This window comes from Bacillus pretiosus (assembly GCF_052947655.1).
In genome coordinates, this window is record NZ_CM129593.1 from 64,440 (window position 1) to 82,500 (window position 18,061).

Sequence of the window (18,061 nt, forward strand, 5' to 3'; positions counted from 1 at the left end):
AGTAATTAAACTATGCAGGTGGTGTTAAAAATATGCCTAAAGCAGGAAGGAATACTATGAATACAAGTGCATTGGCAATGAATGAGAGTCAGCTTGGAGCAGTAAAGTGGACGAGTAAGTTGCGAATGAAGTTTGAACAGGTTTTCTTTAGATGGGGATTTATTATTGTTGTTATTGGTTTTCTTTTGGGACGAGCATATATATTAACAAATATTTTACCGTTTGCACTGCCGTTTTTTGCTGCTGTTTATGTTATGAAGCGGGATAAAATGCCGCTCGCGTTCTTGGCTCTTATGGGGGGCGCACTTTCAGTTTCGATAGATAATTTATTCTTTACCTTTGCATCTATTTTTACTTTCTTCATTTATAATATCTTCTTTAGTCGGTTTACACGTAAAACTGTTGGACTTGTTCCATTCCAAGTATTTATCTCCGCATTAACCGCACATTTAGTTGTCGTATATTTCGCGCAACAAACTGTCACCATGTACGATTTACTCGTTAGTACGATTGAGGCAGGGCTTAGCTTCGTATTAACTATGATATTTTTACAAAGTGTTCCGCTTTTAGTAGAACGAAAAGGTAAACAACAAGCGCTAGAGACAGAAGAAATTGTTTGTTTAATTATATTACTAGCATCTGTTTTAACAGGGACAACAGATTGGTTTGTATATGACGCTTCTATTCAACATATTTTTACTAGGTATTTAGTGCTCGTGTTTGCATTTATTGCGGGGGCGGCTACAGGATCTACAGTGGGGGTCGTCACTGGATTAATATTAAGTTTAGCCAATGTCTCCAGTTTGTCTCAACTTAGTCTACTTGCTTTTTCTGGGTTGCTTGGTGGTTTGTTAAAAGAAGGGAAGCGTTTAGGTGTTAGTTTAGGTTTATTAATTGGGACGAGCTTGATTACGCTATATGTAGACAAGCAAACAAACATTGTGACAACTTTAATTGAATCTGGTGTGGCGATTATGTTCTTCTTATTAACACCGAAACTTGTTATGGATCGTATTGCTAAATTCATGCCAGGCACACAGGAACATTCGCAAGATCAACAACAGTATTTAAGAAGGATGCGTGATGTTACAGCGAATAAAATTAATCAATTTGCCAATGTATTTGCTGCTTTATCTAATAGCTTTTCTGTATATGGATATGTGGAGGAGGAAGATAAAGAGACAGAAGCGGATTTGTTCTTAAGTACAATTACTGCAAAAACATGCCAAACATGCTTTAAAAAGGACCAATGCTGGGTAGTTAATTTCGACAAAACGTACGATTATATGAAACAAATAATGAGTGAAACGGAAGAGGGGACGTTGCAGCATAATCGGAAGTTAGTTCGTGAATGGGACAAGCATTGTGTGAGAGGGAAGAAAGTGACGGATTTAGTAGCGGGTGAATTAGATCACTTCTATGAAGGACAAAAATTACGAAAACAAATGAAAGAAAACCGTAGAATAGTAGCGGAGCAACTATTAGGTGTATCAAAAGTTATGGAGGATTTTGCTAAGGAGATCCAAAGAGAACGAGAAAATCATCAAGTGCAGGAAGAACAGATTATGCAAGCGTTTCGTGATTTTGGCGTAGAAGTAGAGCATGTTGATATATATTGTTTAGATAGAGGAAGTATTGATATTGAAATGTTGATTCCAGTTGCATCTAATGAACATGGAGAATGTGAAAAGTTAGTTGCGCCGATGCTTTCTGACATTCTAAAGGAAAATATTGTTGTTAAACATGAAGAAAAATCTTCTTATCCGAACGGCCACAGCTTAATATCATTTGGTTCGGCAAAAACGTATTCTCTTGATACTGGGTTGGCCACAGCTGCAAAAGGCGGTGGGTTTGTTTCTGGTGACTCTTATGCGATGATGGATTTAAGTGTTGGTAAATATGCGCTTGCAATTAGTGATGGTATGGGAAATGGGCAAAGAGCTCATATGGAGAGTAAAGAAACGGTAAAATTATTACAAAAAATACTTCAATCAGGCATTGATGAGGAAATAGCGATTAAATCTATCAATTCTATTCTTTCTTTAAGAACAACAGAAGAGATGTTTACGACGTTAGATTTAGCTATGGTGGATTTGCGGGATGCGAGTGCGAAATTTTTAAAGATTGGATCGACGCCGAGTTTTGTTAAACGCGCGAATAATATTTTGAAAATTGAGGCAAGTAATTTGCCGATGGGCATTATTGAGGATGTTGAAGTTGATGTAGTAGGTGAACAATTAAAAACGGGCGATATCCTTATTATGATGAGCGATGGGATTTTCGAGGGAGCGCAACATGTAGAAAATCATGAACTATGGATGAAACGAAAAATTAAAGAATTACAAACCGAAGATCCGCAAGAAATTGCTGATATCATTATGGAAGAGGTGATTCGCTCTTGTGATGGTTATATAAATGATGATATGACTATCGTTGTGGCGAAAGTGAAGAAAAATATGCCGAAGTGGGCTACGATTCCAATTGTAGGAATGCAGGCACAATAAATTTTAAGTGTGATGTTTCTTTATCACTGTTTCTTTCTAAAAACCTAGGTGGATGCCTAGGTTTTTTTACTTTAAAAGATAATGTTATTACTTTTGTGAATATGTACGGATGATGTAAGATAAAAATGTAATTTTTGTATATCTTTTTTTTGCACAATGTTTGTAAAAGTTGTACCATTATAAACAAGGTAACTAACGTTGCTGTTCTTGTTTAATGAAAGGTGATTACGAAGTTGAAAGATACATTTGTTGAAAAGGTAGATGACTTTGTAAAGCAGCATGATGTATTAAAGGAACGTTCAACAATTGTTGTAGGGGTTTCTGGTGGTCCTGACTCTTTGGCTCTTCTATATTATTTGTTAGAAAAAAGAGCAGCAAAACAGTTCGAAATTGTAGTGGCACATGTGGACCATATGTTTAGAGGTGATGAATCTCATGAGGACCTACAGTTTGTGCAGGACCTTTGTAAAGGGCTGGGAGTTATTTGCGAAACGATAAGGATTAATGTGTCGCAATATCAACAGCAACACGGAATGAATGCACAGGTTGCTGCTAGAGAATGCAGATATGCATTTTTGGAAAGAATAATGAAGAAATATGATGCGAGATATGTAGCTCTTGGACATCATGGTGATGATCAAGTAGAGACGATTTTAATGCGCCTTGTACGAGGGAGTACTCCGAAAGGATATGCAGGAATTGCAGTGAAGCGTCCTTTTCATAATGGATATTTAATTAGGCCGTTACTTGGAGTAACGAAGGAAGAGATTGTTGATTACTGTAATAAGCTAAAAATAATTCCCCGTATAGATCCAAGTAATAAAAAGGAAGTATATACAAGGAATCGATTACGCAAATATGTTCTTCCTCATTTGAAAGAAGAAAATTCACAAGTGCATGAGAAATTCCAAAAATTTAGCATGCAGATGCAAGAGGATGAGGCGTATTTGCAGGAATTAGCTTTTGAGAAAATGAATAAAGTAATTACAAAAAAAAGTGATAAACAAATTAGCTTATCAATTCCTGCCTTTGAATCCATGTCTATGCCTTTACAAAGAAGAGGGATTCAACTAATATTAAACTATCTTTATGAATATAAGATTCCATCTTCTCTTTCCTCTATACATATTGACAAAGTGATCGAGTTTTTTAAGCGGACACAACCTTCGGGTTCACTTGATTTCCCAGGTGATTTAAAAATTGTTCGCGCATACGAGGAGTGCAGCTTTGGATTTAAACAAGAAATTGTTTCTCCTTTTTTACAAGATTTATCAGTGCCCGGGACAATTACGCTATCGAACGGGGATAAGCTTGTAACAGAGGTGAGCGAAGACATACCAAGTAACATGAATGAAACAGTATTTGTTGCTAAGTATAATGATATATCATATCCACTTCGTATTCGTTCTAGAGAAAATGGAGATCGCATGTCAATACAAGGTATGAATGGCACAAAAAAGATAAAAACTATTTTTATTGAAGCAAAAGTACCAAGAGAAAAAAGAGAAGAATGGCCGGTCGTTTGTGATGCAAGTGGGAATATTATTTGGGTACCCTTGTTGAAGCGATCTGCATTTGCTATCTCGAAAGAGGCGGCAAAGAAGGATAAATATATGATTATTCACTACAAAAGCAAGGAGTCTTCCGGGAGGATAATGAAATGATGAATCAAGATATCGAAAAAGTATTAATTTCTGAAGAACAAATACAAGAAAAGGTGCGCGAATTAGGTGCGGTTATTGCAGAGGATTATAAAAACACAATACCTCTTGCGATTGGTGTATTAAAGGGCGCAATGCCATTCATGGCAGATTTATTAAAGAGAACAGATACATATCTTGAAATGGATTTTATGGCTGTATCTAGTTACGGTCACTCTACTGTTTCAACAGGCGAAGTGAAAATTTTAAAAGACCTTGATACTTCTGTAGAGGGTCGCGATATTTTAATCGTTGAAGATATTATTGATAGCGGTCTTACGCTAAGTTACTTAGTAGACCTATTCAAATATCGTAAAGCGAAGTCTGTAAAAATTGTTACGTTATTAGATAAGCCGACAGGCCGTAAGGTAGATTTGAAAGCGGATTATGTTGGGTTTACTGTTCCACATGAATTTGTTGTAGGGTATGGATTAGATTATAAAGAGCAGTACCGTAATCTTCCTTATGTAGGAGTATTAAAACCAAGTGTTTACTCAAATTAATTAAATACAGGCGTCACAATTGTATAGGAAAGTTTTTCTATGTTACGATTTACTATAGTGTTTATGCCGTGAGAGGAGGTTAGGAATGAATCGTATCTTCCGTAATACCATCTTTTATTTACTGATATTCCTAGTAGTAATTGGAATCGTGAGCTATTTTAATGGTTCGACACAAAAAACGACATCAGTTAGCTACGATAAATTCATTACTAAACTAGAAAAAGGTGAAGTGCGTAATGTGCAACTTCAACCGAAAAATGGTGTATTTGAGGTAAAAGGACAATTTAACAACTCTAGCCAAGGAGAACAATTTGTTACTTATGCACCAAATACTGAGGAATTACAAAAGAAAATTAATGACAAAGCGCAAGGTGCTGAAGTTAAGTATCAACCAGCAGAAGAAACAAGTGCTTGGGTAACGTTCTTTACTTCTATCATTCCGTTCGTCATTATCTTCATTTTATTCTTCTTCTTATTAAACCAGGCTCAGGGCGGCGGTAGCCGTGTTATGAACTTCGGGAAAAGTAAGGCGAAGTTATATAATGACGAAAAGAAAAAAGTTCGTTTCAGAGATGTTGCTGGAGCGGATGAAGAGAAACAAGAGCTTGTTGAGGTAGTTGAATTCTTGAAAGATCCTCGTAAGTTCGCTGAAGTTGGTGCCCGTATTCCGAAGGGTGTTCTATTAGTAGGACCTCCAGGTACAGGTAAAACTTTACTAGCACGTGCCGTTGCAGGTGAGGCAGGCGTTCCATTCTTCTCTATCAGTGGTTCTGATTTCGTAGAGATGTTCGTCGGTGTCGGTGCATCACGTGTACGTGATTTATTCGAAAATGCAAAGAAAAATGCTCCTTGTATCATTTTCATTGATGAAATTGATGCGGTAGGACGTCAACGTGGCGCAGGTCTTGGTGGTGGCCATGATGAGCGTGAGCAAACGTTGAACCAATTACTTGTTGAAATGGATGGATTCGGTGCAAACGAAGGTATTATTATCATCGCTGCAACAAACCGTCCTGATATTCTTGATCCAGCGTTATTACGTCCAGGTCGTTTTGACCGTCAAATTACAGTAGATCGTCCAGATGTAAATGGCCGTGAAGCTGTGCTGAAAGTACATGCTCGTAATAAACCGCTTGATGATCATATCAACTTAAGAGCAATTGCAACTCGTACACCAGGGTTCTCTGGTGCGGATCTTGAAAACTTATTAAACGAAGCTGCTTTAGTGGCTGCGCGTCAAGATAAGAAGAAAATTGATATGAGTGACATTGATGAAGCAACGGATCGTGTTATTGCAGGTCCAGCTAAGAAAAGTCGTGTTATCTCTGAAAAAGAACGTAATATCGTTGCATTCCATGAAGCTGGCCATACTGTAATTGGTGTTGTCCTTGATGAAGCAGATATCGTTCATAAAGTAACAATTGTCCCTCGTGGTCAAGCTGGTGGATATGCAGTAATGCTTCCGAAAGAAGATCGTTACTTCATGACAAAACCAGAGTTACTTGATAAAATCACTGGTTTACTTGGTGGTCGAGTAGCTGAAGAGATTGTGTTTGGTGAAGCAAGTACAGGTGCTCACAACGACTTCCAACGTGCGACTGGTATTGCAAGACGTATGGTTACGGAATTCGGTATGAGTGATAAGCTTGGACCGATGCAATTCGGTAGCTCACAAGGTGGTCAAGTGTTCTTAGGAAGAGACTTCCATTCAGAACAAAACTACAGTGATGCAATTGCACATGAAATCGATGTGGAAATGCAAACTATTATAAAAGAATGTTATGCTCGCGCGAAACAAATTCTTACTGAAAAACGTGATAAGCTAGATATTATTGCGAAAACGTTACTTGAAGTAGAAACGTTAGATGCAGAGCAAATCAATCATTTATATGATTACGGCAGATTGCCAGAGCGTCCAACATCTTCAGATGATGTGAAAGTAAACATCAATATGAAGAAGGACGATGAAGAATCAGAAGATAAGTAAGAGATGAAGGAGTGACGATAGTCACTCCTTTTTTATTTGTGGAACGAAATGAAGTAGAAAAAAATTTAAGTAAATCTGGTATTAAAAATTGAAATAGAGCTTAATCTTTTTGTAAAATGATGAGGATAGAAAAGCTGATTATATAAGTATGTGTGATATGATGTTTTTATAAGTTTTATACATACTGCACAAATATAGATTAAATAAGATAAGTGGTGAGAATATGATTTTTGTATTGGATGTAGGGAACACAAATGCTGTACTAGGCGTGTTTGAAGAGGGGGAACTTCGTCAACATTGGCGCATGGAAACAGATCGTCATAAGACAGAAGATGAATATGGAATGCTTGTAAAGCAGTTGCTTGAGCATGAAGGTCTTTCGTTTGAAGATGTGAAAGGTATTATCGTGTCTTCAGTCGTACCACCAATTATGTTTGCATTAGAGCGCATGTGTGAAAAGTATTTTAAAATTAAACCGCTTGTAGTAGGTCCTGGAATAAAAACGGGGCTAAATATTAAATATGAAAATCCACGTGAAGTAGGCGCGGACCGAATTGTAAATGCGGTAGCAGGAATCCACTTGTATGGAAGTCCGCTTATTATTGTCGATTTCGGTACGGCTACTACATATTGTTATATTAACGAAGAAAAGCATTATATGGGTGGAGTTATTACGCCGGGAATTATGATTTCAGCAGAGGCTTTATATAGTAGAGCGGCAAAACTTCCTCGTATTGAAATTACAAAACCAAGCAGTGTTGTTGGAAAGAATACGGTAAGTGCAATGCAATCTGGTATTCTTTATGGTTATGTTGGACAAGTGGAAGGTATTGTTAAGCGTATGAAAGAGGAAGCTAAACAAGAACCGAAAGTTATTGCAACAGGTGGATTGGCGAAATTAATTTCAGAAGAATCGAATGTAATTGACGTTGTAGATCCATTTTTAACATTAAAAGGTTTGTATATGTTATACGAGCGTAATGCAAATTTACAGCATGAGAAAGGTGAATAAATGAGTATGAAAGATTATTTAGTAAAAGCGTTAGCATTTGATGGAGAAGTGCGTGCATATAGTGTGCGTACTACAAACACAGTAAGTGAGGCGCAAAGACGTCATGATACATGGAGAACAGCTTCGGCGGCACTTGGTCGTTCTTTAACTGCAGGTACAATGATGGGCGCGATGTTAAAAGGTGACCAAAAGTTAACGATTAAGGTAGAAGGTAATGGTCCGATTGGTCCTATCTTAGTAGATGCTCATGCAAATGGGGATGTACGTGGTTATGTAACGAATCCACATGTTGATTTTGAAGGAACGGAACAAGGGAAATTACGTGTATATCAAGCGGTAGGTACTGAGGGATTTGTAACAGTAATTAAAGATATTGGTATGCGTGAGCCGTTTATTGGTCAATCTCCAATTGTTTCAGGAGAATTAGGGGAAGACTTCACGTATTATTTTGCAGTTTCTGAGCAAACACCTTCTTCTGTAGGAGTTGGCGTTCTTGTAAATGGAGATGACAGCGTATTAGCGGCAGGTGGATTTATCCTTCAAATTATGCCAGGTGCACAGGAAGAAACAATTTCATTCATTGAAGATCGTTTGCAGAAGATTCCTCCTGTATCAACGTTAATTGAACAAGGGCTTTCTCCAGAAGAGTTACTGTATGCAGTTCTTGGAGAAGATAAAGTGAAAGTGTTAGAAACGATGGATGTTCAATTTAATTGCACATGCTCACGCGAACGTATTGAGAGTGTGTTAATTAGTTTAGGTAAAACAGAGTTAGAGCAAATTCGCGAAGAAGAAGAAGAGACAGAAGTTCATTGTCATTTCTGTAATGAGCGATACAAGTTCTCTAAAGAAGATATTACAAATTTAATTGAGAGTTTGTAATAAGGGAAGTGAGGGAATCCACCCTCTAAATAGATTGACAAACAGGGAATTTTCTGACAAAATCTAAATATAGATAAAACCAATAAAAATACTCGGTGTTAGGAGTGACAGGAATGCGAGTGGCACAATCAGTTTCAGAATTAATCGGGAAAACGCCGATCGTTAAGTTGAACCGCATCGTAGAATCAAACAGCGCAGATATATACTTAAAATTAGAATTTATGAATCCAGGGAGCAGTGTTAAAGATCGTATTGCATTAGCTATGATTGAAGATGCTGAAAAAAAAGGATTATTAAAAGAAGGCGATACAATCATTGAGCCAACAAGTGGTAACACAGGAATTGGTTTAGCGATGGTAGCGGCCGCTAAAGGATATAAGGCAATTTTAGTAATGCCAGAAACAATGAGTATTGAGCGTCGTAATTTATTACGTGCTTACGGTGCGGAATTAGTATTGACTCCAGGGCCTGAAGGAATGGGTGGAGCGATTCGTCAAGCGACTGAATTAGCAAAAGAGCATGGCTACTTTATACCACAACAGTTCAAAAACCAATCGAATCCAGAAATTCATCGTTTAACAACAGGGCCGGAAATTGTTGAACAAATGGGTGACCAATTAGATGCGTTTATTGCAGGTATTGGTACAGGTGGAACGATTACTGGTGCTGGTGAAGTGTTGAAGGAAGCGTATAAAGATATTAAAATTTATGCAGTAGAACCTGCGGATTCACCAGTACTATCTGGTGGGAAACCGGGTCCACATAAAATCCAAGGAATCGGTGCGGGATTCATCCCAGAGACATTGGATGTAGAGGTATATGATGAAATTATTCAAGTAAAAGCAGAGCAAGCATTTGAATATGCAAGAAGAGTGGCTAAAGAGGAAGGTATTTTAGTGGGTATCTCTTCTGGAGCGGTTATTTATGCAGCAACAGAAATTGCGAAAAAGTTAGGTAAAGGGAAAAAGGTACTTGTTATTATCCCAAGTAACGGTGAACGTTATTTAAGTACACCGCTTTATCAATTTGAGTCTTAATTATATGTGATTGAAAAAGCATCCTTGAAAAGGATGCTTTTTCTTTTTGGATTGGAAATAGGAAAAGAGTGAATGACTAGAAAACTTCATGTAAAATAAGAGGTAGTATAATTAATTTATTTTCACTAGCCTTCGAGTATAACCACTTTATATATATAACGAATGTAGTTTGAGGTGGTTAATCTAAGAGGGTGGGATAAAAGAAGACGGGGTGTTGATATGCAACGAAGAAAATCTTTAGCGCTTTCTATTCCATATCAGTTAGATTTCTTTAAGCAGTATAAATTTCTTTCTAAGGATAAACCGCAACATATTTTGTTAGAGAGTGGACGTGGCGGTCGTTATAACATTGTGGGGTTGAACCCAGTAGCGGTAATCCGAGGGAAGGGTGAAACGTTACATATAAGCGAAAGTGGTAAGGAAACAATAAAACAAGGAAACCCATTAGATTTAATGCAGGAATATATGGAGCGATGGAAAACGGACTATAATCCGGAATACCCTCCATTTCAAGGTGGTGCAATTGGTTACTTTAGTTATGATTGCATCCGTTATATTGAAAAACTCCCTTCCCATGCGGAGGATGACATTAATATACCTGATATATTCTTTTTATTATTTGATGATGTGTTTGTTTATGATCAAAAAGAAAAAGTATTATGGATTATTACACATTATGTAGATAAGCATGAAGAGGCAAAAGAGCGATTAAATGAATGGAAGATTCTTTGGGCGACAGAAGCGCCAGAAGTGAATATACCTTTTGCATGCCCTGAAGAGAAAAGAGAAACAGTTGCTTTTACAGAAGAAAGTTTTATGAAGGCAGTTGAATGTATTCAAGAATATATTGGGGCTGGTGATGTGTTCCAAGTAAACTTGTCGACAAGGCAAGAAAGAACGTTACAAACACACCCACTAGAAATCTATACAAGTCTTCGTGAGATTAATCCATCTCCATATATGGGTTACTTGGAGCTCGGGGATTTTCAAATTGTTAGTGGATCGCCAGAGTTGCTAATTAAGAAAGAGGGAACCGAAGTAAGTACAAGACCGATTGCTGGAACGAGATCTAGAGGGGCGAATGAGCAAGAGGATGAAGAATTAGCAAAAGAGTTAATTGAGAACGAAAAAGAAAGAGCAGAGCACGTCATGCTTGTGGATTTAGAGCGAAATGATTTAGGGCGTGTTTGTAAATATGGCACTGTAGAAGTAGATGAATTTATGGTAATTGAGAAATACTCACATGTTATGCATATTGTTTCTAATGTGCGTGGTGAGGTGGAAGAAGATAAAGATGCTTTTGATTTAGTGAAGGCTGTATTCCCTGGGGGAACAATTACTGGTGCCCCGAAAATACGTACGATGGAAATTATTGAAGAATTAGAACCTGTTCGCCGAGGGATTTACACAGGTTCAATCGGGTGGATCGGTTATTCTGGAGATACAGAATTGAATATTGTAATTAGAACACTGCTTGCTAAAGATGGAAAAGCGCATGTACAAGCAGGAGCGGGAATTGTAATTGATTCGAATCCGGAAAATGAATATAAAGAGTCGTTAAAAAAGGCGATTGCTTTATGGCGTGCAAAAGAACGTAGCGAAGAAACGGTTAGGTGAGAGAAATGATATTAATGATTGATAATTATGATTCTTTTACATTTAATTTAGTGCAGTTTCTTGGAGAACTTGGACAAGAGCTTGTTGTTAAACGTAACGATGAAGTGACTATTTCAGATATTGAGAATATGAAACCAGACTTTTTAATGATTTCGCCAGGTCCGTGTAGTCCTAATGAAGCAGGTATTAGTATGGAGGTTATTCAATACTTTGCTGGAAAGATTCCGATTTTTGGGGTTTGTCTTGGACATCAATCCATTGCACAAGTGTTTGGCGGAGAGGTTATACGTGCGGAGCGCTTAATGCATGGGAAAACGTCGCTTATGCATCATGACGGAAAGACGATTTTTTCGGATATCCCTAATCCGTTTACTGCGACACGTTATCATTCCCTTATCGTTAAGAAAGAGACGTTACCTGATTGCTTAGAGGTAACATCTTGGACAGAAGAAGGGGAAATTATGGCGCTCCGTCATACAACATTACCGATTGAAGGTGTACAGTTCCATCCAGAATCAATTATGACTTCCCATGGGAAAGAGTTGTTGCAGAATTTCATTCGTAAATACAGCCCAAGTGTGACATCGTGTTAATTTACGTAAATGGTGAGTATGTAGAAGCAAGTGAAGCGAGAATTTCTCCTTATGATCATGGTTATTTATATGGTCTTGGAGTTTTTGAGACATTTCGTATTTATAATGGTCATCCTTTCTTATTGGATGATCATTATGACCGTTTAATAGATGCGCTGGATACATTGCAAATTAAATGGACAATGACGAAAGATGAAGTACTGCTTATTTTGAAGAATTTACTCGTTAAGAATGAATTAGAGCATGCATATGTACGTTTTAATGTATCAGCGGGTATAGATGAAATTGGATTGCAAACGGAAATGTATGAAGAGCCGTCTGTTATTGTTTTTATAAAACCTTTAGCAGCCCCCGAAGGTGTAGTGGAAAAAGAAGGGGTTGTTTTAAAACAAGTGCGAAATACACCAGAGGGTGCGTCTCGCTTAAAGTCTCATCATTATTTAAATAACATTTTAGGAAAACGTGAAATTGGAAATGTTGTGAACAAGGAAGGTATTTTCCTTACTGAAACAGGTTATGTTGCAGAGGGTATTGTTTCGAATCTCTTTTTCGTGAAAGGTGATATTTTGTATACACCTTCGCTAAAAACAGGGATTTTAAATGGTATCACTCGTGCGTTTATTATAAAGGTTGCTGAAGAGCTGGGCATCGAAGTAAAGGAAGGTTTCTTTACAAAAGATGAATTACTTTCAGCTGATGAAGTCTTCGTAACAAACTCGATTCAAGAAATTGTCCCGCTTTATCATATAGAGGGACGAGATTTCCCGGGTAAAGTAGGTATGGTTACAAAAAGATTTATGAGTCTTTATGAAATGCAGAGAGAGAAATTGTGGAGCAGAAATGAATTGCGAAGAGGAGATGTGTAGTTTGAAGTGGGATTATGATTTGCGCTGCGGCGAATATACATTGAACTTAAATGAAAAAACTTTAATTATGGGGATTTTAAATGTAACACCAGATTCGTTTTCTGATGGTGGGAGTTACAACGAGGTAGAGGCTGCGGTGCGCCATGCGAAAGAAATGCGAGATGAAGGTGCTCATATTATTGATATCGGCGGTGAATCTACTCGCCCGGGTTTTGCTAAAGTATCGGTGGAAGAAGAAATAAAGCGAGTTGTTCCGATGATTCAGGCGGTTGCAAAAGAAGTGGAATTGCCTATTTCTATCGACACGTATAAAGCTGAAGTTGCAAAACAAGCAATCGAAGCTGGCGCTCATATTATTAATGACGTTTGGGGAGCGAAGGCGGAACCGAAAATCGCTGAAGTTGCAGCTCATTATGATGTACCTATTATCTTGATGCATAATCGCGATAACATGAATTACCGCAATTTAATGGCTGATATGATTGCTGATTTATATGAAAGCATCAAAATTGCTAAAGATGCTGGCGTGCCAGATGAGAATATCATTTTAGACCCAGGCATCGGTTTTGCTAAAACACCTGAACAAAATTTAGAAGCGATGCGTAATTTAGAACAGTTAAACGTACTGGGTTATCCAGTTCTCTTAGGTACTTCAAGAAAGTCCTTTATTGGACATGTGTTAGATTTACCGGTAGAGGAACGTCTTGAGGGAACAGGAGCTACCGTTTGTCTCGGCATTGAAAAGGGTTGTGAGTTTGTTCGTGTTCATGATGTGAAGGAAATGGCACGTATGGCTAAGATGATGGATGCGATGATTGGTAAGGGGGTAAAGTAATTGGATAAAATTTATGTTCATGATATGGAGTTTTACGGTTATCATGGTGTATTCCCAGAGGAAAATAAATTGGGTCAGAGATTTAAAGTGGACTTAACGGTGGAGTTGGATTTGAAACAGGCAGGAGAAAGTGATGACTTAGAGCATTCTGTCAATTATGGAGAGCTTTTCGAGTTATGTAGAAAAGTTGTTGAAGATAGAACGTATAAGCTTGTAGAGAGTATCGCTGAAAATATTGCTGCAGATATATTAAAACAATATGAGAGTATTTTCCGTTGTACAATTAAAGTAATTAAACCAGATCCGCCGATACCTGGGCATTATCGTGCTGTAGCAGTGGAAATTACGAGAGAACGTCCATGAATAATATAGCTTACATTGCATTAGGTTCAAATATCGGAGAACGTTATACGTATTTAACTGAAGCGATTCAGTTTTTAAACAAAAACCCGTATATCCAAGTTAACGATATTTCATCTGTATATGAAACAGAGCCAGTTGGCTATACTGACCAAAGTTGCTTTTTAAATTTAGTTATAAAAATTTCTACCAATTTATCACCGCAAGAATTATTGAAAATCACACAAAGAGTAGAGAATAATTTAGGAAGAAAAAGGGAAATTAGATGGGGTCCGAGGACCATCGACCTTGACATTTTACTATATAATCAAGAAAATATTGAAGCAGAGAATCTTATTGTTCCGCATCCGCGGATGTTCGAAAGAGCTTTTGTTATCGTTCCGTTGTTAGAGATTAATCAAGATATAAAACAAAACATTTCACGTTCACAAGTAGAAGAAATGAAAAGGCGAGAGGGAGTAACGGTATGGAAGCAGAAAAATGGGGAAGACGCATTCGTGCTTTTCGAAAGCTAAAAGGTTATACACAAGAAGGTTTTGCGAAAGAGTTAGGGGTATCTGTATCTGTTTTAGGTGAAGTTGAGAGAGGGAATCGATCGCCTTCCCAAGATTTTGTAGTGGAAGTTGCTAAGGCATTAAAGGTTTCAGTGGAGGAATTAATGCCGAAGTGACTATGAAGGAAGGAGTAAGTCGAGTGTTAAAGATTGCAAATATTGAGATGAAAAACCCGGTTGTATTAGCACCGATGGCGGGAGTGTGTAACTCTGCATTCCGTTTGACAGTAAAAGAATTTGGTGCAGGTTTAGTTTGTGCTGAAATGGTAAGTGATAAAGCGATATTACTTAATAACAAAAGAACATTAGATATGTTATATATTGATGAAAGAGAAAAGCCATTAAGTTTACAAATTTTTGGTGGAGAGAAAGAAACTCTTGTAGATGCTGCGAAATACGTAGATAAATATACGACAGCAGACATTATTGATATTAATATGGGTTGCCCAGTACCGAAAATCATTAAGTGTGACGCGGGAGCAAAGTGGCTTTTAGACCCAAATAAAATATATGAAATGGTAGCGGCGGTTGTAGATGCTGTTGAAAAGCCGGTTACAGTTAAGATGCGTATTGGTTGGGATGCAGATCATATTTTTGCAATTGAGAATGCAAAAGCTGTTGAGCGTGCTGGCGGACAAGCAGTAGCGGTTCATGGACGTACACGAGTACAAATGTATGAAGGGAAAGCGGATTGGGATATTATTAAACAAGTAAAGCAAGCTGTAAATATCCCGGTTATCGGAAATGGTGATGTCGAAACGCCACAAGATGCAAAGCGTATGCTTGATGAAATTGGTGTAGACGGTGTTATGATTGGTCGCGCTGCCCTTGGGGACCCGTGGATGATTTATCGTACGGTAAAGTATTTGGAAACAGGTGAATTAATGCCGGAACCGACAGTGCGTGAGAAAATTGACGTATGTATGTTGCATCTAGATCGTCTTATCGATTTAAAGAACGAAAATGTCGCTGTAAGAGAGATGAGAAAGCATGCAGCTTGGTATTTAAAGGGTGTTCGTGGTAATGCAACTGTACGTAATGGTATCAATGCTTGTAATACGCGTGAGGACCTTGCGAATGTATTAGGTGCATTTGTAGAAGAAGTAGAAGCGAAACAACAAACAATTCACGTTGGTTAATAATAGATAGGGAAGATTGACATTCTTCTATACACTTCCTATAATTACGTGAAAGAAAGAAGAACTGCCAGCTAGTTGCTGGCAGTTTTTCTAGTTGAGTAGAAAATGCTATACTGTATATATTGTAAAAATTAATAGAGCTGGAGTGATATCAATACCATGGATAACATGAACCACGAAGAATTAAACGACCAATTGCTTGTTCGTCGTGAAAAGTTACATAACTTACGTGAGCAAGGAATCGATCCGTTTGGTAAACGATTTGAACGTACAAATGCAACAAATGACTTATTAAGCTTATATGGAGAGTTCTCTAAAGAAGAATTAGAAGAGAAAGAAATCTCTGTTTCTATCGCTGGTCGTATTATGACAAAACGCGGTAAAGGAAAAGCTGGATTTGCACATATTCAAGATTTACATGGACAAGTTCAAATTTATGTTCGTAAAGATGCTGTTGGAGATGAAGAGTACGAATTATTTAAAACAGCAGATTTAGGTGATTTAGTAGGTATTGAAGGTAAAGTGTTCAAAACGAACGTTGGAGAACTTTCGGTGAAGGCAACGGGCTTTACACTATTAACGAAATCTCTTCGTCCATTACCGGATAAATATCATGGATTAAAAGATGTTGAACAACGCTACCGTCAACGTTACTTAGACTTAATCACAAGTATGGAAAGCCGTGAAACATTCGTTACTCGCAGTAAAATCATTCGTGAAATGAGAAGATACTTAGATGACAATGGTTATCTTGAAGTGGAAACACCTATGATGCATGCAATTGCAGGTGGAGCTTCTGCGCGTCCTTTCATTACGCACCATAATGCGTTAGATATGGAATTATACATGCGTATCGCAATTGAACTTCATTTAAAACGCCTTATTGTGGGTGGATTAGAAAAAGTTTATGAAATCGGTCGTGTATTCCGTAATGAGGGTGTATCAACTCGTCATAATCCAGAGTTTACAATGATTGAATTATATGAAGCGTATGCTGATTATAAAGATATTATGAAACTAACAGAAAATATGGTTGCGCATATTGCGAAGCAAGTACTAGGTACAACAACAATCCAATATGGTGATTATGAAATTAATCTAGAACCAGAATGGACACGTCTTCATATGGTAGATGCAATCAAGGAACATTCTGGAGCAGATTTCTGGAATCCAATGAGTGTAGAAGAAGCGCGTGAACTTGCAAAAGAACATAATGTAGGTATTAAGGATACGATGGAAGTTGGTCATATTATAAACGAATTCTTCGAACAAAAAGTAGAAGATAAATTAATTCAACCAACATTTATTTACGGTCATCCAGTAGAAATTTCGCCACTTGCGAAAAAGAATGACGAAGATCCACGATTCACAGATCGTTTCGAATTATTTATCGTTGCACGTGAACATGCAAATGCATTCACTGAGCTAAATGATCCGATTGATCAAAAAGAACGCTTTGAAGCGCAATTAAAAGAGCGCGAACAAGGTAATGATGAAGCTCACATGATGGATGATGATTATATTGAAGCTCTTGAGTACGGTATGCCTCCTACAGGTGGGCTAGGGATTGGTATTGATCGTCTTGTTATGTTGTTAACGAATGCACCATCTATTCGTGATGTATTATTATTCCCTGCTATGCGTCATAAACAAGACTAAGCTTTGGAGATTTCTCCAAAGCTTTTTTTATTTGAGTATGAGCTACGTAGGGATAGTAGCTCTTGATGGTGCGAGAAATTATATTTATATAGAAGAAATGTGCTGTTTTTATACTTTTTTACTAAGTTAAAAATTTTATTAGAAAAACTATTGCATTTTAATAATCAAACTGGTATATTTATATTCGTTGCCACGAAAGGTAACAAGCAAAACAAACGAAAAACAACTTATTGAAAAAAGTTGTTGACGAAAATATAACGAAATGTTATATTAATAAAGTCGCTTATGAGCGGCAGATTAGTTCTTTGAAAACTGAACGAAACAAACAACGTGAAACGTCAATTTTTATTTTTAGATGCTAGACAAACTAACTTTATTGGAGAGTTTGATCCTGGCTCAGGATGAACGCTGGCGGCGTGCCTAATACATGCAAGTCGAGCGAATGGATTAAGAGCTTGCTCTTATGAAGTTAGCGGCGGACGGGTGAGTAACACGTGGGTAACCTGCCCATAAGACTGGGATAACTCCGGGAAACCGGGGCTAATACCGGATAATATTTTGAACTGCATGGTTCGAAATTGAAAGGCGGCTTCGGCTGTCACTTATGGATGGACCCGCGTCGCATTAGCTAGTTGGTGAGGTAACGGCTCACCAAGGCAACGATGCGTAGCCGACCTGAGAGGGTGATCGGCCACACTGGGACTGAGACACGGCCCAGACTCCTACGGGAGGCAGCAGTAGGGAATCTTCCGCAATGGACGAAAGTCTGACGGAGCAACGCCGCGTGAGTGATGAAGGCTTTCGGGTCGTAAAA

16 protein-coding genes and 1 rRNA gene (1 of these 17 running past the window's edge) are annotated in these 18,061 nt (G+C 37.9%); all 17 read left to right on the forward strand.

The features are described from left to right. Positions 1–32 precede the first annotated feature (32 nt). Positions 33–2,504, forward strand: a complete 2,472-nt coding sequence (gene spoIIE, locus ACU8YW_RS00355) for a stage II sporulation protein E (protein ID WP_001123543.1) — start codon at positions 33–35, stop codon at positions 2,502–2,504. 233 nt (positions 2,505–2,737) lie between these two features. After that, the gene (gene tilS / locus ACU8YW_RS00360) at positions 2,738–4,168 is read left to right on the forward strand and encodes a tRNA lysidine(34) synthetase TilS (protein WP_000655443.1); all 1,431 of its coding nucleotides are present in this window, start codon (positions 2,738–2,740) and stop codon (positions 4,166–4,168) included. Beyond that, positions 4,165–4,707 (forward strand): hypoxanthine phosphoribosyltransferase, encoded by a 543-nt coding sequence (hpt, locus tag ACU8YW_RS00365; RefSeq protein ID WP_000981845.1) that lies wholly within the window; start codon positions 4,165–4,167, stop codon positions 4,705–4,707. The genes tilS and hpt overlap by 4 nt, the downstream gene beginning before the upstream one ends. An 85-nt stretch (positions 4,708–4,792) precedes the next feature. Further along, entirely contained in the window at positions 4,793–6,694 is a 1,902-nt protein-coding gene (ftsH, locus tag ACU8YW_RS00370) for an ATP-dependent zinc metalloprotease FtsH (RefSeq protein WP_001079657.1), read from the forward strand. 223 nt (positions 6,695–6,917) lie between these two features. Next, positions 6,918–7,706, forward strand: a complete 789-nt coding sequence (locus ACU8YW_RS00375) for a type III pantothenate kinase (protein ID WP_000578367.1) — start codon at positions 6,918–6,920, stop codon at positions 7,704–7,706. 6 nt (positions 7,707–7,712) lie between these two features. Next, positions 7,713–8,588, forward strand: coding sequence for a redox-regulated molecular chaperone HslO (hslO, locus tag ACU8YW_RS00380; RefSeq protein WP_075313525.1), 876 nt, complete (start codon positions 7,713–7,715; stop codon positions 8,586–8,588). A 113-nt stretch (positions 8,589–8,701) separates the two neighbouring features. After that, complete coding sequence (cysK, locus tag ACU8YW_RS00385) at positions 8,702–9,625, forward strand: cysteine synthase A (protein WP_087983740.1); 924 nt, start codon at positions 8,702–8,704, stop codon at positions 9,623–9,625. 219 nt (positions 9,626–9,844) lie between these two features. Next, the gene (gene pabB / locus ACU8YW_RS00390) at positions 9,845–11,242 is read left to right on the forward strand and encodes an aminodeoxychorismate synthase component I (RefSeq protein WP_088061465.1); all 1,398 of its coding nucleotides are present in this window, start codon (positions 9,845–9,847) and stop codon (positions 11,240–11,242) included. Positions 11,243–11,247: 5 nt separating this feature from the next. Then, positions 11,248–11,835 carry an aminodeoxychorismate/anthranilate synthase component II gene (gene pabA, locus ACU8YW_RS00395; protein WP_000602298.1) on the forward strand — a complete coding sequence of 196 codons (588 nt, stop codon included), beginning with the start codon at positions 11,248–11,250 and terminating at the stop codon, positions 11,833–11,835. Then, entirely contained in the window at positions 11,829–12,701 is an 873-nt protein-coding gene (gene pabC / locus ACU8YW_RS00400) for an aminodeoxychorismate lyase (protein ID WP_048567316.1), read from the forward strand. The genes pabA and pabC overlap by 7 nt, the downstream gene beginning before the upstream one ends. Further along, positions 12,676–13,536: a dihydropteroate synthase gene (folP, locus tag ACU8YW_RS00405; RefSeq protein ID WP_142291659.1), complete on the forward strand. Its 861-nt coding sequence runs from the start codon at positions 12,676–12,678 to the stop codon at positions 13,534–13,536. The genes pabC and folP overlap by 26 nt, the downstream gene beginning before the upstream one ends. Then, positions 13,537–13,899: a dihydroneopterin aldolase gene (gene folB / locus ACU8YW_RS00410; protein ID WP_000358076.1), complete on the forward strand. Its 363-nt coding sequence runs from the start codon at positions 13,537–13,539 to the stop codon at positions 13,897–13,899. Continuing rightward, the gene (gene folK / locus ACU8YW_RS00415; protein ID WP_088061469.1) at positions 13,896–14,411 is read left to right on the forward strand and encodes a 2-amino-4-hydroxy-6-hydroxymethyldihydropteridine diphosphokinase; all 516 of its coding nucleotides are present in this window, start codon (positions 13,896–13,898) and stop codon (positions 14,409–14,411) included. Before folB ends, folK begins: the two co-directional genes overlap by 4 nt. After that, positions 14,363–14,566, forward strand: coding sequence for a helix-turn-helix domain-containing protein (locus ACU8YW_RS00420; RefSeq protein ID WP_000387029.1), 204 nt, complete (start codon positions 14,363–14,365; stop codon positions 14,564–14,566). Before folK ends, ACU8YW_RS00420 begins: the two co-directional genes overlap by 49 nt. A gap of 23 nt (positions 14,567–14,589) precedes the next feature. Continuing rightward, positions 14,590–15,588 carry a tRNA dihydrouridine synthase DusB gene (gene dusB / locus ACU8YW_RS00425; RefSeq protein ID WP_000912237.1) on the forward strand — a complete coding sequence of 333 codons (999 nt, stop codon included), beginning with the start codon at positions 14,590–14,592 and terminating at the stop codon, positions 15,586–15,588. 159 nt (positions 15,589–15,747) lie between these two features. After that, positions 15,748–17,247, forward strand: coding sequence for a lysine--tRNA ligase (gene lysS, locus ACU8YW_RS00430; protein ID WP_000369672.1), 1,500 nt, complete (start codon positions 15,748–15,750; stop codon positions 17,245–17,247). A 373-nt stretch (positions 17,248–17,620) separates the two neighbouring features. Continuing rightward, positions 17,621–18,061 (forward strand): 16S ribosomal RNA (locus tag ACU8YW_RS00435); it runs 1,111 nt beyond the window's last position.